The 24,601-nt window shown below is 71.5% G+C and carries 7 protein-coding genes; all 7 read right to left on the bottom strand.

The window, feature by feature from the left end:
* Positions 1 to 60 precede the first annotated feature (60 nt).
* Genes ACFOW8_RS07310 through ACFOW8_RS07280 form a run of 7 tightly spaced genes read right to left on the bottom strand, consistent with a single transcriptional unit; the run spans position 61 to position 24,600 of the window.
* Positions 61 to 828, bottom strand: a complete 768-nt coding sequence (locus tag ACFOW8_RS07310; RefSeq protein ID WP_378547292.1) for a toxin-antitoxin system YwqK family antitoxin — start codon at positions 826 to 828, stop codon at positions 61 to 63.
* Complete coding sequence (locus ACFOW8_RS07305) at positions 825 to 1,952, bottom strand: hypothetical protein (protein WP_378547290.1); 1,128 nt, start codon at positions 1,950 to 1,952, stop codon at positions 825 to 827. Before ACFOW8_RS07305 ends, ACFOW8_RS07310 begins: the two co-directional genes overlap by 4 nt.
* On the bottom strand, positions 1,945 to 3,588 hold the full coding sequence (locus tag ACFOW8_RS07300) for a hypothetical protein (RefSeq protein WP_378547288.1): 1,644 nt from the start codon (positions 3,586 to 3,588) through the stop codon (positions 1,945 to 1,947). The genes ACFOW8_RS07305 and ACFOW8_RS07300 overlap by 8 nt, the downstream gene beginning before the upstream one ends.
* Positions 3,589 to 3,611: 23 nt before the next feature.
* Positions 3,612 to 4,052, bottom strand: coding sequence for a TY-Chap domain-containing protein (locus ACFOW8_RS07295; RefSeq protein WP_378547286.1), 441 nt, complete (start codon positions 4,050 to 4,052; stop codon positions 3,612 to 3,614).
* Positions 4,049 to 4,540 carry a DUF6301 family protein gene (locus ACFOW8_RS07290; protein WP_378547284.1) on the bottom strand — a complete coding sequence of 164 codons (492 nt, stop codon included), beginning with the start codon at positions 4,538 to 4,540 and terminating at the stop codon, positions 4,049 to 4,051. The genes ACFOW8_RS07295 and ACFOW8_RS07290 overlap by 4 nt, the downstream gene beginning before the upstream one ends.
* Entirely contained in the window at positions 4,537 to 4,818 is a 282-nt protein-coding gene (locus ACFOW8_RS07285) for a hypothetical protein (protein WP_378547282.1), read from the bottom strand. Before ACFOW8_RS07285 ends, ACFOW8_RS07290 begins: the two co-directional genes overlap by 4 nt.
* Positions 4,819 to 4,836: 18 nt before the next feature.
* Positions 4,837 to 24,600, bottom strand: coding sequence for a WXG100-like domain-containing protein (locus tag ACFOW8_RS07280; protein ID WP_378547279.1), 19,764 nt, complete (start codon positions 24,598 to 24,600; stop codon positions 4,837 to 4,839).
* Position 24,601: the final 1 nt, after the last annotated feature.

The raw sequence follows: 24,601 nt of genomic DNA, 5'->3' as shown, positions 1-24,601 counted from the left end.
CGCATGTACAGCGTGGATCTCACCGGTGGCCTGGCATCGACAATCGGTCGCCGTGGGTGGTCAGCGCTGCCGTGCGATGGCCTCGTGCAGGTTCTGGTCAGCGAGATCGAAACGCGCGGGGCGGTAGCTGTTCTCACGAATGTAGTCGAGGAACTCCGGCGGCAGCGTCAGCGCCTGTTCGGCGTAGTACTCGATGAAATCGGTGCGCCAGATCCATACGCCGTCCGAGTGCAGCGAGGCGCCACCGGGGATCAGCCGGTCCGGGTCGAACAGGTCGGGCACGGCCGACATCACATCGAAGACGGTCGGCGCGGCGCGCAGATACTCGAGCACCCTGGCGTGCCCCGCCGGCCGTTCCCCGGCGCGCGCGTCGTGGATCGATGGCAGGTCGTCGCGGGTGCCGTCGTACATCTCCCGGAACATGCCGAGCGGACGCAGGTCGAACACGTCGCCGGGGGCACAGGCCAGCAGCTGATGTTCGACCAGTACGCCGTCGGCGTCCCACTGCTTGCGCAATCGCAGATAGCCCGGCCTGGTGTAGACCTCGAGCGAGGCCAGGGTGTGGTCGGGTCGCCATTCGCGCCATTCCCCCACGGCCAGACCGCGCCGCATCGTGCCGTCCGAGGCGGGTGAGCCGTCGGCGTACCAAGCCTGGCTCGGGCCGTCGTCGTAGCCGTCGACGAAGGACCAGCGTCCGACTACCGTGCCATCGGGGTTGGTTTCCACGGCGACGCCGGTATAGGGCACGCCACGGTAGCGGGTCGGTCCGTCGCCGGAGCTCAGCTCGAACTCCGGGTCGTCGACGTCGACGATGGGCCCCTCGGTCATCGGTTGGTGTCCTTTCCGGTCGCGCCCGCCATCGAGAGTTCGAAGTACGCGCTGTCGAGATCGGCGTCTGCGCCGAACACCGCGGCCAGGTGGGCCCGTTCGAGGACGCCCGCCTCCGCCGCGGCCACCAGGCCTGCCACCGCGGCGCGCCGCTCGCCGGTCGCGCCGATCAGGTCGGCGACCACTTCGACCACCGTATCCGTGGTCCAGATACCCGGTATCGCGGGCGCGAGGTCGTCGGAGACCGGGGACTCACCGCGATGCCAGGCGCCGTCTTCCCACCAATAGCAGAACGAGAGCAAGCCGTCGGCCGCGCGGCCGTTGAGCACCGGCTCGGCCACCCAGGCGGGCGCGCCGAGATAGAACGCGGGCATCTCGGCGCCCTCCTGATAGGCCGCCCGCAGGCCGGGCGCGTCCCAGACCCCACCGGAGAGCACAGCCCGATCACCTGGCAGCCAGACCAGGCTCGACCCACTGCGCGAGGTGCCCTCGAAGACACCGGAGCCTGGGGTGATCCGTGGGCCGAGCGGTGAACGCACCGCGACGAACGCGGCCGCGAGCACCGCCCAGCGGCGGGCCATCAGCGCAAACGCGGGGAAGTCCAGGTCCGGCTCGGAGCGCACCGGCTCCCGGCCCGCGACGCGGTCGGCAAGGTGCTGTTCGGCCGCACGGCGCGGCGTGCGCACCTGGCGATCGTCGTGACCGAGATAGGCGGCCAACCACACCGGCAGCGTTTTCCGCGGAAAGACCGCGAGGTCGCTGCGATAGGCCTCGGGCGCGAAGAGCTGGCCGTCGGGGAACGGAACGGCGCCGTAGTCGTAGTCGACTTCCATCCGGCCGTCGCCGGTGAGTTCGAGCAGATACCGCCACCACACCTCGTCGTCGCGCTCCGCCGAGAGCCGCCGGTGCTCGCGGATCAGCGCGAGCACGCCCTCGGCGGGGAACACGCGCACCGCGCGACCACGCTCGTCGGTGCAGAACACCACCGCCGTCTCGGCGGTCACCGTCATCGCGAACGATGCCGTCAAACGCCACCATCCGTCGGGGGCGAGCTCGGCGAGCTCGAGGCCGATCCGGTAACTGAGCGCGGACATCCGCTCCGCGACGTCGTTCTCCTCAACCATGCCTCTCCCGGAACCGACGCTCGAAGTCGTCGATGAATATCGATGGCGCCACGGCCGAGGACGATCGTTCCAGCACACCGTCGTCGGCGACGTAGTAGATCGCCCTGCCGATCGCGATCTCCCCCGGTCCGACCGGGAGATACACCATCCAGCCCACCGCGAGCCGGTCGGCGCGCAGCCGGTCGACCGGGAAATCGGCCGCACCGACGTCGGTCAGGTACCGGACGACCCTGGCGACTGCCTCGGCACGTGGCATCGGCTCCGCCGACTCGGTACTCACCACCCCGGCGACGACCAGCTGGAACAGCGCGCCGTCGAGATCGAGAAGGCCGTCCTCACCGAGCAGTTCGACCAGCGTGCCACGGGTGACGAGGCCGATCTCGGCCGCGGCGACCAGCGTGGCGGCCTTCGCGCGCAACGCCTCGGACGGCTCAGCGTCGAGCAGCGACGCCGCCGCGTCGGCGGTGGCCTGCGCCGACCACACGGCAGGCATCGCGGGTGCCACCGCCTCCGGCGCGGGCGATTCGCCCTGGTACCACGCGCCCTCGGACCACCAGTAGCAGAACGACAGCAAACCACCCACCGCCCGACGATCGAGGGTCGGCGTCGCGACCCACTCGGGCGCGCCCGCGTACAGCTCGGGCAGCGGCGCGTCCCCGTTGTAGGCGGCGTCCAGTTCGGGTGCCCGCCACACCCCGCCCGAGAGGATCGCGCGCTCGCCGGGGAGCAGGAACAGCGAACTCCCGTGCCGCTGCGCGGTATCGGAACGGGCGAGCGAAGGCAGCACGCGCGGACCCCATTCGGCGTCGACCGCCACGCCGACGGCGGCGAGCACCGCCCATCTCGCCACCAGCAGCGGCAGCGGCGGCAGCCATGTCACCGGTTCCGGCGTCACGTCGTTCGCCGCGTCGGCCCTTGCGGCAACGGCCGCGGCCGCCGGATCGCGCACCTGACGGTCGGCGTTGTTGAGGTAGGCGGCCAGCCAGAACGGCAGCGCGCCACGGGGAAAGGCCTTGAGGTCGGCGTGGTAGACCATCGGCGGGAACAGGTGGTCGGCGGGGAACGGCTCGTCGCCGTAGTCGTAGTCGACCTGGATGCGGCCCTCCGGCGTCAGGCCGAGCTTCAGCCGCCACCACGGGCCGTCACCGAGTTCGGCCGACAGTGCGCGATGTTCCCTGATCAGCGCGAGCACCTCATCCGACGGGCGCAGCCGGGTGAGGTGCTGGTCGGCGTCGGAGTACACGGCGAGCACGATCTCGGCGGCCACCGTCATCGTGAACACCGCGTCCAGCCGTTGCCAGCCGACCGGGCCCTGCGCTGCCAGCGCGCGAGCGGCACGGTGCACGAGCTCACGGGTTCGCTCCGCCACACTCGGCGCGACCGGCTCCGGGCCGAGCGAGAAACCGACATCCACATCGACCTCGTCCGTGGAGTCGGCGGCGGGCGGTGTGTGGAAGACTTCCGGGTCGCCGGTCGAGACGGTGACTTCGATGTCGTCGGCGGAGAACTCGGAGCCGGAGTCCGCGGGCTGAGCCGAGTCGGCAGGCTGAGCCGAGTCGGCAGGCTCAGGCTGAGCCGAGTCGGCAAGCTGAGCCGGATCCGCAGGCTGAGCCGGGTCGTCGGCGGGAGTGGTCACGGCGGCGATCTCCTCAGCGGGTGTCAGGCGCGCGGTAGGCCGAGCAGGGGCAGGTCGAGTGGGCGGTTTCCCGCGGATTCGTCCCAGGCGCGATAGGACAGCTCGTCGGGTTCGCGGACGCCGTAACCGTCACGCAGTCCGGTGACGACCATCGCCGCCACCTCGTGATACCGCCAGGCGGTCGCGGGCCACGGCAGCTCGAGCCACCAGTTGCCGGCCAGTCCGTCCTCCGGTGGCTGCCAGCCCGCCGCGATGATCACCTGGTCGCCCTCCGCGCCGGCCCGCAACGGCTCCGTGAGCGCGTCGTCACACACCAGCTCACCGGCCAGTACGTGGTCGAGCTGCCGGAACTGCGCGTAACGCGGTGACTGCGTGCGGGTTTCGCGCAGGATCACGACCGCGCCCGCGGGCAGCACGGCGAGCTGCCCGGCCAGCGCGTCGGTGAACGACGGCCAGCTGGTCACGCCCGCTCCTGCCGCTCGACCTCGATATTGCGGTCGTCCCTGGCCAGGCGGTCATTGGTCACCAGGGACAACACCACCGACACGGCCGATTGCGCGAGCACGAGTGTGCTGTCCTCGCCCACCCAGCGAACCTGCGGCCACTGTCCAGGAATCCGGGTGGTCGGCTCGCCGATCGCGGCCGTGATCACGCCGGCCAGCTCGGCGAAGGCGGTGCGGATCCGCTGTGCGCCATCGGCGTTCTCCTCGACGAAATCGGTCAGCCTGGTCTCGATCCGGGTGGCCGCGCCGTCCGCGCCGTGCACCTTGCCGCTGCCTGCGCCGAGGCCGGTGTCGAGCAGCACCCAGTTCGGCCTGCTCACCAGCACCCGCCAGCCGAATCGCTCGGCGAGCGCCGGCACATCGGACAGGATCCAGGTCCAGTCGAGAGCGCGCAGGCGGGTGACCAGTTCGGTCAGCTCGGTGGCCGAGGGGCTGCGCCATTCGCTCACTCTGCTGCCTTCCGGTCGAGTTCGGCGTCGAGCCGGGCCAGCGCTTCACGGCGGGCACGCCGGTGCGAACCGTCGAGCTGGGCGGCGAATTCGGCGCGCGCGGTCGCCACCAGCTCGTCGGTGATGTCGGGGTGCGCGCTCGCGATCGCCCACAGCGCCTGCTCGGTCTCGTTGTCGAGGCCGGTGTCGGTGCGCAGCCCGCCGCCCGCGCACACCGCGGCGAGCATCTGCTCGAAGTTGGCGCGGATCTCGTCCTCGGCGGGATGGTCCGTGCGCATACTGCCTCCTCGTCGGTCTCAGTGGGCGTAGATGTCGGCCCGCAGGCGCGGGTCGGCGAGCACGTCGGCGACGTGGGCACCCAGATCCATCTCCCGCGGTAGCGATCGATAGAACAGCTCACAGAGCGTCGTGCCGTCGGCGACGACCGCGAACCGGCTGTGCCGTGGATCGATGGGACCGTGTTCGGCGGCGATCGGACCGTCGTCGAGCTCGATCATACGATCGCCGACCCGCAGCGTCAGTCCGGCGCGGTCCCGGTAGAACACCACCTGGACACCGCCGAGGTCGCCGTAGACGCCGCCGAGTCCGGCGGAACCGGGCGATGCGGCCCGCAGCGCGCCCGTCGCCGGATCGAACTCCGCGCGCACGCCGTACCCGGCGAACGGGCGGACACTGATGTCCCCGCTGTTCCCCTGCCGCGGCGGCAGATAGCCGTGGCCGATCGGCCGCCGCGCCTGCCCCGCCTGCCCGCCGGGCGCGCCCGGTGCCATCGGCGCCATCGGCGCCATCGGCATCGGCGTCCCCAGATCCGTGCCGAGTCCGTTCGACGACGGCGCCTCCGGTGACGGCGGCGGCGTCGGCAGGGTTCGCGGTCCCGGCGTCTCGCCGGTTCCCCACGGCGGTGGCGGCGGCAGCTCCCTGGCGGGCGGTGTCGGCGAACTCCACTGATCCGCCTGCGGCGCAACCCGATACGGCTGATCCGTACCTGGCGCTGTCCCCGGCCACGGTGCCGCGGATCCCGGTGCCGACCACGACGGCGTATCTGCCGGCGTATTCACCTGGCCTGCCGAACCCTGCGACCAGCTCGGCGATCCGGGCTGGTCCGGCGCCGACGGAGCGGCGCCCTGCGGAGCCGACGGGCTCACCGGTTGCCCAGGCCACGGCTGCTGCACCGGCATCGAATAGCCCGAGCCGGGCTCCGCGGGTACCGACGGCCACGCCGCACCCTGCGGCGACTGCTCCGGGAACCTGGGCGGCGGCGGAGGCCACGGGATGTCCGGCCCCGACCCACCGACAACTGGCGGCGTCCGCCCTTGCGACGGTGGCAACTGACCCGAGTGGCCTGCCGTCGGATCACCCATCCCAGGCACCCAACCTTGCGGCTGCGTCGGTCCGCCAGGAACTGACGACGTCGGCCCACCCTGCGGCGGATACACCGGCCACTCCGGCGCCGAAGCATGCGACGCACCCGGAGAACACCGAATGTCCTGCCCCGACCCGCCGGCACCTGGCGGCATCGCTGCTTGCCACGGTGGCGACTGGTCCGAGGGGCCCGCGGCGGGATCACCCACGCCAGGCACCGGCCAACCCTGCGGTGGATGTGCCTGTACACCGGGGGCAGACGGTGACGGCCCACCTTGCGGCGGCTGTACAGGCCGATCCGGTGCTGAGCTGTTCGACGAACCGGTGGGCCACGGGAGGTCCGGCGCTGACCAGCCGGGAACAGGCGGCATCGGCGCATGCCATGGCGGCGACTGGTCTGCGGAGGTTTCACCGGCGCCAGGTGTCGGCCAGCCTTGTGCCCGCCCCTCAGCGGCCGGACCGCCCGACGGATCCGGCGACCACGGTGGCTGCGGTCCGAAGTGGCCGGGTGCAGATGGCATCGACGATCCCGGCCGAGGTGGCGGCGGACCCGAGGAGTTCGGCGGATCCGTCGGTACCGGTTGTCCGCTGCCGGGGAACGGCCGGCCCTGTGGGGGTTGGGTCGGCCACGGCGTGGGGTCCGCCGGTCCAGGTAACGAGCCAGGCGGCCACGGCAACTGTGGTGCCTGTTCCGATGGGATCGGCAGGTCCGGCAGGGTGGGTGGATCAGGCATGGTCGGCAGCCATGTCGGGTCCGGCGTCGGAATTCCGGGCAGATCCCCCGAGGTAGGCGGCATGGGCGGATTCGGCGGATTCGGCGGCACCGGCGGGTTCGACGGCACCGGCGGGTTCGACGGCACCGGCGGGTTCGACGGCACCGGCGGGTTCGGCGGCACCGGCGGGTTCGGCGGGACCGGCGGCTCCGGCGGCTCCGGCGGCTCCGGCGGCTCCGGCGGCTCCGGCGGGTTCGGCGGGACCGGCGGCACCGGCGGCTCCGGCGGGTTCGGCGGGACCGGCGGCACCGGCGGCACCGGCGGGTTCGACGGGACCGGCGGCACCGGCGGGTTCGACGGGACCGGCGGCACCGGCGGCACCGGCGGGTTCGGCGGCACCGGCGGGACCGGCGGGTTCGGTGGGACCGGCGGGTTCGGTGGGACCGGCGGCGCCGGCGGGTTCGGGTCGTCGGGAGTCAGGTCGAGGTCGGGCCAAGGGGTTGGCTCGAAGGTGTACAGGTCGGGGAACTCCGGCTCGTACTCCTTTGGGGGGTGCGGGATATGCGAGCGGAAGGTGGGCAAGTTGGGGCGCGCTGCGGCGGGCGGTTCCCCATCCGGGTCAGCGTGCGGCGGCGGGGTATTCGCGCCGTCATCCGAAGACTGAGAGGGGGTTGCACCCCCGCCAGACGACGACGGCGCAGTCCCGCCATCGCCAGACGACGGAGTATTCGCGCCCGCACCAGACGACGGCACGGCAGGATCATCGTCACCGCCGGTGGGCGGCGTGTGAATGGGATCACCCCCACCCACAGGCGGTTTCGGCACAACCCGGCCCTCAGGACCGACCGGCCGGGTGCGGGCATCGGCCGCGGATTCGGTGTCTCCGTTCGTACCCGATTCGTCGTCGACGGGACGGGTGATGTCCTCGAAGGCCTGGCGCGATTCCTCCCGCGCCTGCTCCACATCGTTCACCGCACGCACATATTCGGCGTGCGTCTCGATGTCCCTCGCAACCTGGTCCAGCTCATCGCCGACCCGCTCATGCGCGGCCGCCGACTCCGCATCGGCACGCGAGAACGACTCGTCCAGCGCGGCCGACTCCCGCTCCGACACCGCATCGATCCGCGCGGACGGGTCCTCGCCAGTGGCGCGGTTCGGGCGAGTGGCATCGGGGCGTCCTGGCTGTGCCGGTGGCGAGATCGGTCCCGGCTGGGCGCTCTGCGCATCGTCGAAGGCCTGCAGGGCCTCCTCCCGCACCTGCTCCAGATCGTTCACCGCACGCACGTATTCGGTGTGCGCATCCAGATCCCCCGCGACCTGGTCCAGCTCATCGCCGACCCGCTCATGCGCGGCCGCCGACTCCGCATCGGCACGCGAGAACGACTCGTCCAGCGCGGCCGACTCCCGCTCCGACGCCGCATCGATCCGCGCGGACGGGTCACCACCCGGGTCACCGGGATCACGGTGACCCGGATCGCCGGGCGCAACCTCACCACCGTCGGTGAATCCACTGTCCGGGCCAGCGGACAGCGCACCCGGATCACCGGGCGTGCCGTGCGCCGGGTCGCCGGGCGAAACGTCACCACCATCGGTGGATCCGCTGTCGGGACCTGCCAGTGCGCCCGGATCGGCTGCGGACACACCCTCGGTGCGCACAGCACGGTCGAGTTCGTCGAGCAGCCGCTCCAGTGTGGCGATCTGGTCGGCCCGCAGCCGGACCTCGCCGCGCAGCGCGGCGACTTCGGCCGCCAGCTGCTTCGGGCTCAGCCCCTCGTGCCGTTCGATCTTGCCGTCGCGGTACGCCTCGTAGACCTTGCGGAAGGTGGCGTCGTCGGCGTCGGTGATGTCGACACCGACGATCCTGGCCCAATCCCGGTTCGGGGTCGGACGATTCCTCGGGTCGGTGCTCGGGATGGGACCGCTGTCCGGCCTCGCCGCCGCCTCGGCCACCGCACTCGCGAAATCGGTGCCGTCGCGGCCACGCATCGCGTCGGCGATCACATCGCGCAGTCCGTAGATCGCCTCGGGATCGTGCATCGGCAGCCTGCCGTCGACCACCCGCGGATCCGCGGCGTCGTCACCGCGCGGCACCTCCGAGTACACGTCGATGTCGTGCAGTGTGTTCGCGAACTCGGTGAGCGCCGCGCGCAATGGCTCGAGCCGCCCGTCCCGTTCGAGGATCCGCATCAGCTTGCGCAGCTTCTTCGGCGAGAACCCGTCCGGCTTGACCGCGTAGACCCTGCTGCCGTCGCGCCCGTCGGTGTACGCGGGCGGCAGCAGAGCCATGATCTTCGGATCGATGTCGACCCTGGCGATGAACCGTTTCGGCACCAGCCTGCGGACGATGTCGTCGGTCACCAGCCGCTGGGCGAGCTGGTCCCGCGCGGCGTCCACCGCGGCCGGGTCGATCTCGCGCAGCTGTTTGACGTAGTCGACCAGGTCACCGATCTGCTGCGTGCGCAGCGCGCGCTTCGTCGACGGGTCGGTGAGCGCGTCGACCATCGAGTCGGGGGTGAGCTCGATCTGGCTCAGCCCGAGCCGGCGCGCGAGGTGGCTGCGAGCGTCGCCGATGTCGTGGAAGGCCTGGATATCGTTGGCGGAGCGGGTGAAATCGCTCAGCGACTCGATCTGGGTAGCCCGCACGGCGTTGTCGAGACGCAGGTCGGGAACAAGGTCGCGCAGCTCGGACGGGTCGAGCCGGCTCGGATGCAGCCCGAGTTCGCTGGTCACCCGCACCAGGTCGGCGAGCACCGCGGCCGGCGAGCGCGGGGGCGCGGTGGGGTCGATCGGTGGGGTCGGGGCGACCTCGTCAGCGGTGTATACCGGCCGCCACGGACCATCGCCCTCGCGGACCAGTGTCACCACCAGCTCGCGGCCGTCGACCACGTCCCTGATGTGTCGCACCTCGGGCGTGTCGACCGGCTCCAACCGGGTCTTTCCTGTCCAATCCATCTGTGCCGCACGATAATCGAGCACGATCTCGCGCCGCGCCAGCTGCCCGGCGAGCTCGGGATCGGCGGCGAGCAGGCCGGCGAGCACGTGGTCGCGCTCGGCGAGTCCGTCTGCGACGACCAGCCGATCGGGCCCGCCCACAATCGGCACCAGAACCGCCTGATCGCCGAGCCGATCCCCGACCTGCGCGCTGTCGTCCTGATCCGGGAACAGTGATCGCTGTGCCGCGGCGGCGAATTCGGCGACCCTGGCCGACCGCGCGACGCTCTCGGCCCGCAACCGCTCGAGCAGTGCGTCCGCGTCGGCCTGGGTGGACAGCTGGTCGATGCCGACGTCGCGGGTGGCCGCCCAGGTCGCCAGCTCGTCGCGCAGCTGGTCGCGGCGCAGCGCGTGCTCGAAGAACGCGCGTAGGCCGTCGTCCCTGCCGAGTTCGTCGGCATCGCCCCATTCCGGGATGGGGTCGGCGCCGTTGCCGATCGGGGTGGCGTTGAGCAGACCGGGATCGAGCCCGAATGCCGCGAGCACTTCGTCGCGGAACCGCCCCATCGGATTCTGGTCGGTGAGGCTCACCGACCCGCCGAACGGCACGGGACGACCGGACGGATCCGGGGTGCCGTACCGACGCGGCCTGCTGCGCGGCTCGTCGGCGTAGCCCTCGTCGTCGTAGTAGTAGTCGTCGTCATCGAGGAAGTCGTCGCGGCCCGCCTCGCCGAGCTCGGCGGGCTCGGGACGACCCGGCAACCCGGTGCCGCCCGGCTCGCCCGCGAGATCCTGCCTGCCGAACGGCAGCGTCTGTTCTTCCCGCGCCCGCTGGACGGCGGCGGCGAGCCCTTCGATCGAGCCGACCATGCGCGCGGCACGGTACTGCTGCTCGTCGATGATCTGCTGGACGGTCGCAGGTGACTCGTCGGGCAGCTCGATGCCGAGCAGCCGCTCGGCCGCCTCGGTGAGCGATTCGTTCTCGGGTGCGGGCGCGACGGGTTCGGGCCGCGGCGGCGCGGCCGGTGGTTCGTCGGCGAGCCGCTGCGTGTCGTCCGGCGAGATCAGCCCGTGCTCGACCAGCGCGTCGATGATTCTGGTCCGCTGTCCGGCATCGGCGGTGCCGAACGCCAGCAGCAGCGCTTCACGGGCCTCGGCGGGGGTGATGCGGTGCACGGTGAGGTCGTCGGTGATCTGGGCGCGCACAGCGTCGGCGTTCATGTCGGTGTACCAGGGCTGGTACTCCGAGCCGTCGGGCAGCCGCATCGGCAGGTGGTCGCCCGCTTCGTCGCGCATGCGCGCGGACAGCCTGCCGAGCAGCGGGATCTTCTCCCTGTTGTCGATCCAGATCGGCAGCTGCTGGGCGATCCGCAGGAACGTCGGGTCGGCGTCGCCCGAATCCGGGGGCGCCGAGACGACCGGATGATCCGGTGTCGGCGGTGCCGGGTTCGGTGGGGCCGGCGGCATTCCGCCGGACTCGACGATGTCGGCGAGGCCGCTGATGCCGTCGGCGATGGCGGCTTGGCCCTTGCTGTCGCCGTTCGGCGAGCCGGAGGGATGCTTGGGCACTGCCTCGTGCTGGGGCAGCGACTCGCGCAGGAACTTCCACCCGCGCCGCCAGCGTGACGGTGGTGTCGCGTCGGGCAGCGGGCCGGGTTCGGGCACCACCGCCCAGCGATCCGCGCCGTCCGGGCGCACGGTCAGCGGGATCTGCTCGCCGTCGGCGTCGACCGTCACCTCGGGCGGCTTCCCGATCGACGTCGGCTCGATCGGCTGTCCGGAATCGTCGCCTTCCTCCGCAGGCGTGCGGGACGGATCGTCGGGATCGCCCATTCGGTCGAACGGCACCCCCGCGTCGGCGCGGCGCACCGCGGGCGCCTCCGCCCGCTCGCCCACCTCGGCCCGGTCCCGGTCCGCGGCGGCGAGGTCGGCGGTGGTGAGATCCGGGTTCGCCCGGAACTGCATGAGCAGGTCGTACAGGACCCGGACCGCTGCGCTCACCTCGTCGCGACCGAGCATCCGCACCTGGGCGAAGGCCTCGCCCAGCGCCTCACCCTGGTCGAGCATGCCGTCGTCGAGGCTGTACCCGCTGAGCTGATCGAGCAGATCCGCGTAGCTGTGTTCGGGATCGAGCCCGGCCGCGCGCAGCAGCTGCCCCTCGGCCGCCGCACGCGCGCCGAATCTGCCTGCGGCGTCGAGCAAGTGGCCGAACTCGTGCAGCGCGATGTAGTACACCGGCCGGGTCGCGGCGACGGGATAGAAGTGCCCGGCGTCCGCCGCGTCCAGCACGGACTGGCGGAATCCGTAGGCGCTCGTCGCGTCGTCGTAGCTCAGCATGATCTCGCTGGTGTAGCTGCCGTCACCGAGCCTGCGGCTTTCGGTGGTGGCCAGCACCGTCGACGGTCGCAGCGGCTTGATCGAGACGGTGTTCAGGTCGACATCGGGATGCAGCGTCGCCATATCCACCACGCCCCTGGCGAATTCCTGCACCACCTGCGGATCGAGGCCGGGCAGGTCGAAGCCGACGGTGGCGATGTCGGGGTTGCCGAGAATGCGGGCGAGTTCGTCGCGCAGGCGGGTGCCGACCTGCTCCGGGGTCAGGCCGGTCCATTCGTCGCGGCCTGGCACACCGAGCAGACGTTCGTTCTCGGCGTCGAGGGTGCCGGTGTCGTCGTCGGGTGGACGCAGCTGGAACTCGTCGCTGCCCATCCGATCGAAACGTGGCTGCTCCGAGTCGGATTCGGTCCCCGTGGCCCGATCGAGCACCGGCGGCGCGTCCGGTGCCGAACCGAACGGCAACCGGTCGACGAACCGGCCGAAACGACCGCGCGGGGTGCGATGGTCGGCCAGGTCGGCGGCCGGATTCTCCAGCATCCGTTCGATCCGCCGTACCAGCTGTGCCGGGTCGGCGTCGGTCATGCCGTGGAACCGGGTGGCGATCACATCCGACACGGACGCGTCACCGCGCGGTGCGGGCACCCGCCAGCGGCCGTGCCCGTCGGGCTCCAGGTACGCGTCGACCCGGAACTGGGCGAGCGTGAACGACTCCTTGCGGAAATGCGGCGGGTACGGCGCGGCCGGCGGCAGCAGCGAGATCTCGCGGGTCGCGAGGCGGCGCATCACCTCGCCGGGGTGCGGTGGCCGTGGTGCCGGACCGGTGTCGGCCAGCACGTCCCTGATGCCCTGGTGGTATCCACCGTGGAACCGGGCGACCCCGTCGCGGTACTCGGGCAGCTCACCGCGGCGCCTGCGCTCGGTGGCTTCCGGCGAGTCGTGGTAGTCGGGGCCGAGCTGTTCGGCCCAGTCACCGAAGCCGAGATCGGTGCTGCCGTCGGCCCGGTAGCGCAGGTAGTGGTCGAGCAGCACCGCGGCGCTCTCGTCGCGCTGGGGGCGGCGCAGCGGGCCGAGCGCCTCGTCCTCGGTGAGATAGCGCAGCACCGGCTCCCCACCGGGTCCCGGTTCGGCCACGGCGAACTGGAGCTGGTAGTCGAAGCTGTTCCACACCACGGTCGAATAGTCCGGCCGTGTCGCCGCCAGTTCGTGCAGCGCGTCCAGGTGCCCGCCCGGCTCGGCGACGACGTGCAGGCTGCGGACGACGAACAGTCCGTACTGCCGGAAGTCGGCGATGTTGCCGGTGAGCAGCGTCCCGTCGGGGTCACGCGACATGGCGTTGCGCAGGGCGCGCTCGGCGAAGTCCGCGGGCCGCGCCACATCATCGCGGGTCGGCGCGTCGACCACCCGGTCCGCGATCGCGGGATCGCCCCAGTGCGGATTGCCACGGTCGGCGGCGGAACGCGCCACGTCGAGCACGATCTCGGCGGTCTCAGGACCGACCCGGTTCAAGTACCGGCGCAACGCTTCCCGGCCTGCGTCGGCGGCGACGCGCTCCGGCCGTGGCGCCTCGACAGCGCGCTGCGCGGCCCGCTCCGCCTTGGCGTACGCCTTGTCGTACGCGGTGGCGTAGGCACGTTCGGCCGGACTGACCGGGACGTAGTCGCCCATGTCGCGCAGCGCGCGCATGGTCTCGATCTCGTGCGCGAGGTAGGGCGCCCGCGTCTGCGCGTCGATCCGCCCCCGGCCGCGATCCGGCTGGACGCCGGGGTCGGCGGGCGGGGGCAGGATGCCGTGGGCGCGGTCCCATTCCGCGGCGAAATGCGCGCGGTAGTCGCGACCGTCGACGCGGGGTCCGAGCTCGGCGAGCACGGCGCGCACCGCGCGGACTCCGGCCCGATGCGCCGCCGCGTGGAACAGCTCGTCGGTGGTGACGGTGCCGAGCTTCGCGTAGGCCTTGGTCGCGGTCTGCAACGCGTCGGCGTACGCGGCGTCGTAGGCCTGCCGCAGTGGCGCCGCGTCGGCGGGATCGATGCGCCAGGCCCGGTCCATGTCGAAGCGGTAGGACAGCGCGAGGGCGTCGGCCACGTGATCGGCCATCCGGTCGGCGTACTCGTCGCGGCCGAGGGTGTACCGCTGCGGCATACCGTCGGTGGCGGCGAGTAGGTCGGCCATCCTGGCGGCGAAGATCATCTCCGCGGTCCGCTGCTCCGGCGACGCGTCACGGTCGAGCACAAGGGTATTGGTGACGGGGTCGAAGGCGGGCGGGCTGCCTGCCACGGTGCTCGACCCCGGCGTGCTGCGGAACCCTGGTTCGATGGTGAAGCGCACGGTCACTTGGCGCTCGCGCAGCTGCGCCGCCGCCCATTCCCCGATCCGGTGCCTGCGGGTACCCCGCGCCCAATCGCTGAGATCGCTGTACTGAGCCACATACAGCTGGTCGACATGATTCACCAGCCCGGCGTGATCGACACGGGCCTGTGCGAGCTCCGCGTCGACGAGGGCCTGGTCGAACAGCCAGGAGTCCGTCCGCGCCGCGTCGCCGCGAGCCGGGGCCGTCTCCCTGAGCACGTGCAGCACCCCGGATTCGTCGCCGTGCACCCGCACCCGGCGCCGGTCGGACGCACCGTCGGCCTGCCGGTCCAGGTCGGCGTTGACCCGGTCGGTGATCTCGTCGACGAGCCTGGCCCGGTCCACCGTGGCCCTGGTGTGCTGGGCGGACAGGTCGTGCAACAGCAGGGCGTTGTCCATACCGTGCCAGATGCCGACGTCCATCGCGCGGCGCAGCAGCGTCTCGCTCACGGCCCGGCGGGTACTCGGTAATTCGTCGGCGGGCAGATTGAATCCGCGCAGCAGACGCTCACACACCCGATCCCAGTCGGCCTCGATCCGGTGCACGGTGCGCGAGGCCGCGGCCTGCTCACGCATCAGGCGCTCGAGCTCGCGTGCGGTCTCCCGATCCGACGGCACGTACTCGTCGAGGCCGTCCCGCTGCGGCGGCTCCCGGTGCGCGTCCCAGTCCGCCGCCGCCTCGTCGCGGCGGCTGAAACCGTCTCGGCTGTCGAACAATTCGTGACCGAGCAGCCGACCGATACCGGCCTCGCGGCCGATCACGCGCAGCGCGTCCCCGCTCAGGGCGGGGTCCCGCGTCGCGGCGGCGTCGATCGCCGCGTCATGGACAGCGAGGTAGGCCTCGTCCAAGGTCCGGCGCAGCGCGGCGTCCACCGGACCAAGCGTGGTTCCGCTGAGCGGATCGTGCCCGGCGTCGCCGACCTCACGATGGAATTCGGCTTGTCTGCCGAAAGCGTCGGCCTCGGCGCGCACCATGGCGTCGATGTGCTCGGCGCGGTCGAGTCCCCTGATGCGCGACGGTGTGGTCTCCACCCGGCCACCGAGAACCGCGTCGGCGAGCGCGGCGGCCCGGATCATCGCGTCGGCCCGCGCCATCGGGCCGTGCCCGTCGTCGGCGACGAACACCTCCATGGTGCGGCCGTTGAACGAGGTCGGCGCGGGATCGTCGAGCCCGCCGAACCGCACGCTCGCGTCGACGGAATCGAGCACCGCAAGGGCGCTACGGCCGGTTTCGGTGCGCGAGAGCAGATCCCGTACCTCGGCGGTGACCGGATCCGGCGGGGTGAGCAACCAGCCGTAGGGCTGGCCGTCGCGCGGGAGCGGGACCTCGGCGCCGGGATCGTCGTCGAGCCGGTGGATCACCTCGTCGTCGGCGCTCATCGTGTGGAACGGCGCGGTCGGCGGCAGTGGCACGTCGGCGAGAACGTTCACCCCGTCGCGTTCGAGCAGCAGTTCGGTGACGGTCACCTCCGCCTTCGCCGAGGTGTGCACCAGGTGGTATTCCACCTGCAGGGTGCCGTTCTGCTGGGATTCGCGCAGCTGGCGCACCGCGTCGATGAGCGCCCGGCCCGCCGGGCTGTCCGGGTCGACACCTCGGGCGGCCATCTGCGCCGGTGTCTCGTTCAGCAATCGCGCGAGGTTGCGGTCCATTTCGAGTGTCCGCCGCAGATACTCCGGTGAACCCTGTTCCGCCCGTGCGACCTTGGAGCCACCGAGCGTGGAACCGACACCCTTGGCCTCGATGACGACCAGGGTCGGCGGTCGAGTGCCGTCACCGGGTACCAGGGTGGCGATATCGACGACACCGGCACCGTCGAACGCACCGACGAACGGAGTGAGCAGCACCGCACCCGGCCGCAGCTGGGGGTCGAGACCGAACGCGAGGCCGGCGAGCTCGCCGAGTTGCTTGGAGGCCTCGACCATCTCCGGGCCGAGATCGTTGTACTCGGTGGCCAGGTCTTCGAGGTCGGCGAGCTTGGTGAGCTTGTCCACCAGGTCGTCGGCGCTGAGTGTCGGGTCGGCTTCGACCTTGGCCTGCTGACGCTGGATCTCGGCGCTGAGGCGGTCGGTCGCCAGATCGGAGATCTTCTCGATCTTGAACTCGGCCATCAGGTTCTTGACCTGCACGGCGATCGGGTCGCGCGTCTTCTGCAGTTCCAGCCGCAGTGTCGAGGCTTCCTGCAACTGCCTGGCGAGGTCGGCATCGGTGACGATGTAGGTGCGCGAGTCGCCCTTCATCACCTTGTACTCGTACTCGTCCGCCGACAGGTGATCGTCGAGGAACCAGTGCGTCTTCGCGTCGTGGTAGCCGAAGTTCTTGTCGCGGTAGGTGTCCGGCGCATCGTTGACGTGATGCAGCCTGCCGTCGGGTGACCGGTACGAGTCGGGCCGATCGCCTGGCTTGTGCAGCAACCCATCGGGGGTGCGATACATCCCCGGTGGCACCGGGTCCGGGTGCTGCTGCGGCGGCGCGGGATCCGGTTGGTGCGGCGCCGACTGATCCGGGTCGTCGTCGCCCATGCGATGGAACGGCAACCCGCCGTCGGGATCCGGGCCCGCCCGGCCCGGGGCACCCGGCGGACGCGAGGGTGGGTCGATCGCGAACCGCCCCGAAGCTTCCGGGCCTTCCTCGTCCGGTCCGTCCTCGTCGCGCTCGGGCAGCCGCTCGTATTCGGCGCCTTCCCGGTCGCCGGACAGCGGTTCCCGGTTGCCGTCCCAGTGGTCACCGGGCAGCCGCGACACCTGGTCGTGCACCTCTTCCCAGGTGAGCATCGTGAATCGGCGCTGGTTGGCGGACGGGTCAGCACCGTCGGGTCGGGCCAGCCATTGCTGGAAATCGTCCCAGGAGCGGGTGAAGTCGTTGGCGGCGTAGCTGTCTCGGATCCGCTGCGTCCACTCCCAGGCGTCGCGGATCAGTAGCAGGTCGCCGGGCTCCGGTTCGCCCGCCGTCAGCCGGTGCCATGCCTCGGCGACGTGCGGCAGCCGGTCCAGCTGCCGCCACGTGCGCTCCCCCCAATGGGGGTCGGTCATCAGCAGCGAGTCCCGCATGAGCAGCTGTTTGAGCTGGCGGACCTGGTCCGGGGTGAGCTGGGGGATGTCACTGGTGAACTCGCCGGCGATCGAGTCGGCGATGAAGTGTGTCGGGAGCCCCTCGTGGAGCCACTGCAGGACCCGCCGGACCTGATCACGACGTGTGCCGGCGGCCTCGTCGTCGAGCGTGTACCGCACCTCCGGGTCCGCGAGCAGCGCGTTGATGTGGTCGATCAGCACGCGCCTGCGGTAATCGGCGTCACCGTCGATCCGCAGGGTCAGCGCGGTGTCGCGGAGCAGATCGCGGATCGCGTCGACCATGTCGCGGGCCTGCCGCCGCTGCGCGTCGGAGTGCTGGTCGCGCAGCGTGCGAGCGATGGCGTCGAGATCGCTGTCGTCGCGCAGGAAGGCCTCGTACTGCTGATCGGCCCACTGCTGTACCTCGGCCCACCTGGCCTGCCGTTCGGCCCGCGCCTTCGCGGCTCGCAACGATTCGTCCAGGCCGGCGCGGCCGAGGGTGGGGTCGGGCGACGGCGGCGGCACGAACGGCTGCTCCTCGGCCGTGAACCGGCGGACCAGACGTTTGCGCTTGAAGCCCGGCTTGATCCGCTCCGGGTTGTCCGAATCCTGGAACCACGACCAGCCCGCGGCCTTCACCGTCTCCAGGATCATCCGCATGATGTTCGACGCCGCGTCGGGTACATCGTTGGCGTGACTGTCCAGCCCACTGCTCGCCGGTGACGGGCTGCCGGGGAGTTTCGGCAGGAACGCTTCGTTGACACCGGGACCGGAGGATCCCGCGATCATGTCCACCACGGCGGCCTGCGTCGGCGTCACCCCGACGCTGCTCACGCCCTCCGGCAGCATCCTGCCCTCGTAGGGTTTGCGATCGGCGCTCGAGCCGGTCCGGTTGTCCCGGTTGGCGCCGTCCGGGTTCACGTCGTGCCAGGTGCCGTCGGCCGAACGCCACCGGGTGACGTCGAGCCGCACGTCCCCGCCCGCCCGGTCGGAAATCGTGTAGTCGATGGTGTGGCGTCGCAGTTGTGGCGCGTCGCCGGGCATCGGGTCGACGCGCGCGTTGCCCTCGCGGTCGGCGGTGATGCGGCGGAATTCCACGGTCGCGTGGTCGCGCACCAGCGCGCGGACCACGTCGTCGGACGCGTCCAGCGCATCGCGCAGGACCCGCTCGTGGTCGGTGAGCCCGTCGTGGCGCGGCTGGTATCCGAGCTGATCGCGCGGCCCGTACACCACCAGCCGCGGCGGATCGCCGTCGATCAGGCCGATGTCCCTGGTCAGCATGCGTCCGCCCGCACCATCGATATCGGTGCGGGCGGTGCCGGCGACCAGCGCCATCTCGTCCTGCAGGCGACCGATCCGGTTGTGCGCCTCGTTCACGTCGCGGCCGGCGTCGGCGAGCGCGTCGATCTCGGGCGCGCGGCCGGGATGGGTATCGCGCAGACCGTCGATCGTGGCGGCGAGATGCGTCGGGTCGAGCACCGATTCGTTGATCGCGCCGTCGCTGTCGACCAGTCCGAACCGGTGTGCCAGATCGTCGCGCATGCCGCGACGCGGCTTGATCCGCAGCAACTCGTCGGCCCGCTGCCGGGCCAACCGGTCCAGTTCGGCCCGCGCCGCCGCGCTCGGCGGACGGCTGTCGAGAGCACCGCTGGCTTCCAGTTCGGCGATCCTGCGATCGATATCGGCCAGTGCCTCCCGCAGGGCGATCACCTGGCGCGCCGCGTCCTCGAGCTTGGCCGCAGTGGTTCGCCGGTTCGCCGCGTCGGCTTCCGCGCGCGGCTGGTTCACCTGCCCACCCGGCTCCTCGCCGACCGGGGCGATCGGGGTGGACCTGGTCGCCGCCTCGGAATCCAGGCGACGCATCGTCTCGGCGAGCTGGTCGCGCGAGCCCACCGCCTGCTCGATATCGGTGATCCCCATCAACCGGGTCACCCGGTCGTCCCGCTTGGCCCGCAGGAACTCCATCTCCCGCGCGAGCCGGTTGCGCTCGGCCATCAACCGGTCGTACTCGGCTTTGGCCCATTCGTCGGCAGCGGTGAGATCGGAGCCGCCCGGATCCGAATCCGGCTGCCCCCCATCGGGCTCCATCATGTACCCGACACGCGGATCGACCGGCGTCCGGCGTACGCCCCCATCGGCGCGCGCGCCCGCGGGGTCCATCATGTAACTCACGCGAGGGTCGACCGGTGTCGCGTCGGGCGTCCGGCTCACCCCGGATTCCGCAGGATCCATCATGTACGCGCGGCGCGGATCGGCCGGTAGCCCATCCGAGCCGTCGGTGGTTCGGCGCGCATCCGCATCCGGCTGCCTGTCGGCAGGATCCATCATGTACGCGGAACGGGGGTCCGGTGTCGTGCCGTCGGCGGTCCGGCGCGCGGCATCCGCGTCCATCATGTAGCCGACGCGTGGATCGGTGGCGGATTCCGGCCTGCCACCCGCGGTGGTCCACAGCAGGTCCGCGTCCGCCCTGAGCTGGCCGGCGTTCCAATCCGCCTGGTAGGCGCGGGCGCGGACCGAGTCGGGCGATTCGCTCTCGCGGGTGGCCGGGTCGGAGTCGGCCATCGAATCGGCGAGGTCGTGCAGGAATTCGGCGCGGTTCGCCTCGGCGTCGGCGCGCAGATCGGCCAGTTCGGCGCGGATGCGGGCGGCGTCGTGCCGAGGATCATCGTCGCCGCGGTCGCGGCCGTCGCCGGGCGGCACGCGCCCGGCGACGTCGCCGTCGTCGGGGCCGCTCATCCGGTCGAAACCGTCGCGCGGGGGCCAAGCCTGCTGCCGGTCGGGCGCGGCGTTGCGGTGCGGCGCTTCGGAATCCACTCCAGCGGTAGCCAATTGGCGATCCACTTCGGCAACGAAGTCCGCGAAGTCGCCGCCGTTCGCCCGGATGACGTCCAGCGCGCGGCGAATCGCCACCGACCGCACATCGCCGAAGCTCTCGCCGCTCATGTGCTCGCCGAGACCGACACCGTCGAGCGTCTGGTGCGTCATCGCGGGCGCGTCCCACAGGAACACATCACCCGCGCGGTCGCGGTAGGCGCTGAGCCAGTCCGAAACCCGCTGCGCCGCGTCGAGATCACGGGTGTAGACCACGATCGCGTCGGACCGCTGCGCTTCCGGTCCGGTGATCTTCATCGTCTTGACGCCGGGGAACTCGTCCGGGCGCAGCAACACGTCCTGCACCAGGTTCCGCATCAGTTCCGGCGCGGCATCGATGCGCGGGTTCACATACACCCGGTACCCGACCGAGAAATCGGCGCCGGGCCGGTTGAAGTGCAGGAAGTGGAAATCGGTCCCCAGGTCGCCCAGTGTCTCGGGCAGCACCATGCCGGGCCCGTGGCGGCCCTGCAGCATCAGGAATCGGAGGTCGGGGTTGTCCACGAGGATGTGGGAGACGTCGCGCACGTATCCGGCCGGGTCGGTGACCGTATTCGGTTCGTGCGCCGCCGAATACAGGTCGTAGACGTCCCTGGTGGTCTGGATCGCGTCACCGGCGTCCCATACCCGCGACAGGAAACTATCCAGGCTCTCCCGCGAACGCGGCGGCGGCTCCATGCCCGCGTCCCGGTACGCGGTGTCACGCAGGTCGACCAGATCGTCGAACGACAGGTCGGGGTGCGCCCGGTGCAGTTCGGCCAGCGTGCGCGGCGCCGGCCCGTCCGGCCGCACCGGCTCGGAGCCGTCGACAGCTGGACCGAATGGCGCATCGCGCTCGAGGCCGGGATCGCGACCCGCCTCGTAGGCCTCGTCCGGGTCGTAGAGGCGAACACCGTCACGGTCGCCGGTGACGGCGGGGCCGAACGGGGCGTCCAGGGGCAGGCGCGGGTCGCGGCCCGCCGCATAAGCCTCGTCGGGATCGTAGAGACGAACACCGTCCCGGTCACCGGCGCCGTCGCGATCGACGGCACCGACCCGCGGATCGGACTGCGGAGCAAGCGGATCCGCCGGCGCCTGGTTCTGCGGCACCGCCGGTTGGCTGCGGTCGCCGGAGAACGACAGCCTGGGATCGGTGCCGCGCGGCTGCACCGGATTGCCCTGCGAGTCCATCAGCACCGCCGACACGGTGTGCAGGTCGCGTGGCGTCGGCGCCGGATAGGGCTGCCGCGCACCGGTATTCGGATCGATGATCTCCACCCGGTGCAGCCCGGTGGCCGGATCGAGACCGACGACCATGGCATAGGGCGCTCCGCCGACGACCAAACCCTGTCCTGGACTGACGAATTGGTCGACGACGAACGCGCGTGGTCCCGCTCCGCGGGCGATGTCGCTCGGGTCGGCGTCCCTGGCGATCCGCAGCAGTTCGTCCACGATCCGTTGATGCCGGGGCTGACCGGCGCCGGGATCGGGATAGTCGTGCAGCCTGCCACCGAGCGCGGCCTCCAGCTCTGCCCGCGACCTGCCCTGCTCGCCCATCTGGTCGAGATCGGACAGATCGTGGAACGGTGGCCGGGCGGAGTCACCGGGCGCGATCGCACCGTCGCCGGGTGCGGCCGCGGCCGCACCCGGCTGGAAGGTCCGCCATTCGGCGTCGCCGACCAGTACCGCGGGCTGGTCGGGTACCGCGTAGGTGCCGACCTCGCCGGTCGGCGCGGTCACCGGCGCGCCGATCAGGTCGGCGAGCTGCTGCGCCCAGCTGCCATCCGCGCCCGCATGGCACGACATCAGCCGGACCGGCGTGCCACGCACGTAGTTCGGGTTGTTCAGGATCGCCTGCGCGACCTGCGCCGGATCGACCCGCCCCGCGTGGCCCGGCGACGGATGACCCGACTTGGTGCCGTGGACCACGACATCGTGCTCACCCTCGTTGCGCAGATTGTCGCGCACGCTGCTCGTGCTGTCGTCGTTGCCGATGGACGTGCCGGTCGGGGTGTGCACCACCTGCTGACCGTTCGGCAACGCATAGCCGGAATCAGCTGTGCTGTCGGTGATTCCAAGTCCCGGATCGGTGTTGCGTCCGGGTCGCGCGGTGTCGCGGTCGGCATCGGCGGCGGTCCGGCTCGGATCGTTGAGCGGGATGCCGGCGCGCCGACGCGGACTACGCTGCGGGGCACCCTCGCCGGGAACGATCGGCGCGATCGGGACCACTCCCGCTTCGGGTGTGGCGCTGCCGGTTCCCCCCTCGTGCGCGACCTCGGAGCGGTCGGCCACGGCGCTGTCGGCGTGCTCGGCACGCACCGCAGGCTGACTGCCGGCGCCGGACAGTCCCGCATCGGCGAGACCTGCTCTGCTCTCTGCCGGTGTGGCGGCGGACCGCTCGCCGTCGACCGTGCCCGCACGCGGCGATTCGGCCGGGTCGGTCGTCGAATCCGTGGTCGAGTCGGCACCGGCGTCCTCGGTGGTGTCGACACCCGAATCAGCCGTCGTGTCGGCGGTATCGGTTGGCGCGTCGGAGATGCCGTCCGCGGATCGCGCCCGCAGACCCGGCTCTCCGGTCGGCGCACTGCGCAGATCACCACCGAGACCACGCGACGGCGTGGAACCCGCCGGCGCTCCGCGCGTCTCACCACCGGCTGCCGCCTGGGCGCCAGGCGCGGGGGCGCTTGCCGCCGTGGGCGCGGCCTGCGCGGCGACGGGTGCCGCACCGGCGACTGTATCGGTCATATCCGTCGCGGTGGAATCGGTGACCGGCGTGCCCGCCTCGGCCGTACCGCGGACTCCTAGATCACCGCCCTGCAGGACATCGGTGCCGAGTGGGACACCTGCCCGCGCATCGTCATTCGTATCAACCCCCCGCGTGACTGTCGAATCCTGTTGAGCCCCGGCATGATCAGAGCCCGACCGCGCTTCGCCGTCGAGCCGACCGCCGTCTGCACCGGATTCCTCGGACCGCGCGTCGTTCGCGGTGTGCCGCCCCTGCTCGTCGCCGGCCCGGACACCCTGCGCGGCCGCGTCGTCGCTCTCGGATTTCCGTGCGCCACCCTCGGATTCACCACGGCCACCGGACTCCCCGCGCGCACCCGATTCCCCACGGCCACCGGATTCGCCGCGACCGCCGGACTCGCCGTCACCGCCGCTGCCGGCCGAGGCGGGCCGCATCGTCGAGCCGTCGCCACCGCCACCACCCAACCCGGACGCACCGCCGGCCCGCACTGGACCGTGACCGCTGTTGTTCCCGGTGCTCTCCCCCTCCCGCGTCCCGTCACCGGCCCGGTTCTCCCCGACGCCCGACTCGTCATCGGTTCTGGTAGCGCCGCCCTCGCCGGTTCCGTCACCGGTGCGGTCGGCGCCGCCGTCGCCGAGTCCGCCGCCATCGCCGGTGCCACCGGACTGATTCAGCCCGACCAGCGCGTCGATCTGATCGCTCAGGCTCGGCGCGCTCATCGTGTCGATCCCGGACAGCGACAGGTTGCGGTTCTTGAACATGCTCGCGCCGGTGCCGCTCAGGCTCGACAGCAAACCGTTGGACGCGCCCGCGGTGAACATCAGCGGGTCGTGGTTCATGAACGCCTTGGTCGCGTTGTCCAGTGCCTTGTCGAAGCTGCCGGTGTCGTGCAGATCGATACCGAACTGGGTGGCGATGGCGGCCAGGTTCCCCGCCTCGGCGCCGACGAGACCGGACGCCGGCCCGGTGATCGCGGCCTTGAGCCACTGGTTCATCCGGTTGCCGATGATCCGGTCGCCGAGCAGACCGGCGAACGGCCCCGCCGCCGCGCCGCCCGCGGCCGAGCTCACCATCGTCACCAGCAGCTGGCGGTGGTTGATCTCGTCGCGGTGCCCCTGGCTCACCTGCCAGGCCTGGGTCCCGAGCTCCTGCAGCGTGCCGAGGGTGAGGTCGATGGCCACGTGCCGGAGCAGGAACCGCATCATCGTTCTGATGAAGGCCTGCCGCCCGATCCGGATGAGCGTGCGCATCAGCGCCTGCCCGAGGATCCGTACGCCGATCCTGGTCAGGCCGATCGCCGCGGCCTGCAACGCGGGTGAGGCCGGCGTCGGCGGCACCCAGCACAGCGCGATCTCGGCCGCGAGCAGCGCCAGCGACGAGACGAACATGATCTTGGTGTATTCGATCTCGGTGCCGGCCTCGTAGACCGATGTGCCGACGTCGTCGAAGTATTCGGCGAGCTTCTCCAGCGACTGATCCTTGTCGGAACCGTCGCCGGACCGCATCGAGTCGAAGCCCTTGATCATCTCCTCGACACCCTCGCCGACCGGATACGCGGCCAGCGACGCCGCCTTGGCCGCGTCGATGTCGTCGAGGATCTCGCGCAGTGCGTCGGCGGCGTCGTGCCAATCGCCGGCGAGCGCCCACATCTGCTCTTCTTCGCCCTCGGGCCACTCCATACCCGCGGGGTATTTCAGCCAGGCGAGCTCAGGGGGTAGTTCGGCCATC

The organism is Nocardia rhizosphaerae (assembly GCF_042650365.1).
Taxonomy (GTDB): Bacteria; Actinomycetota; Actinomycetes; order Mycobacteriales; family Mycobacteriaceae; genus Nocardia; species Nocardia rhizosphaerae.
The sequence above is the reverse complement of the archived record's forward strand: the minus strand, read 5'-3'. Positions and strand labels throughout refer to the sequence as shown.

Coding starts and splice junctions, on each gene's coding strand:
- ACFOW8_RS07310 (WP_378547292.1), bottom strand. CDS start 828: ATGACCGAGGGGCCCATCGTCGACGTCGACGACCCGGAGTTCGAGCTG.
- ACFOW8_RS07305 (WP_378547290.1), bottom strand. CDS start 1,952: ATGGTTGAGGAGAACGACGTCGCGGAGCGGATGTCCGCGCTCAGTTAC.
- ACFOW8_RS07285 (WP_378547282.1), bottom strand. CDS start 4,818: ATGCGCACGGACCATCCCGCCGAGGACGAGATCCGCGCCAACTTCGAG.
- ACFOW8_RS07280 (WP_378547279.1), bottom strand. CDS start 24,600: ATGGCCGAACTACCCCCTGAGCTCGCCTGGCTGAAATACCCCGCGGGT.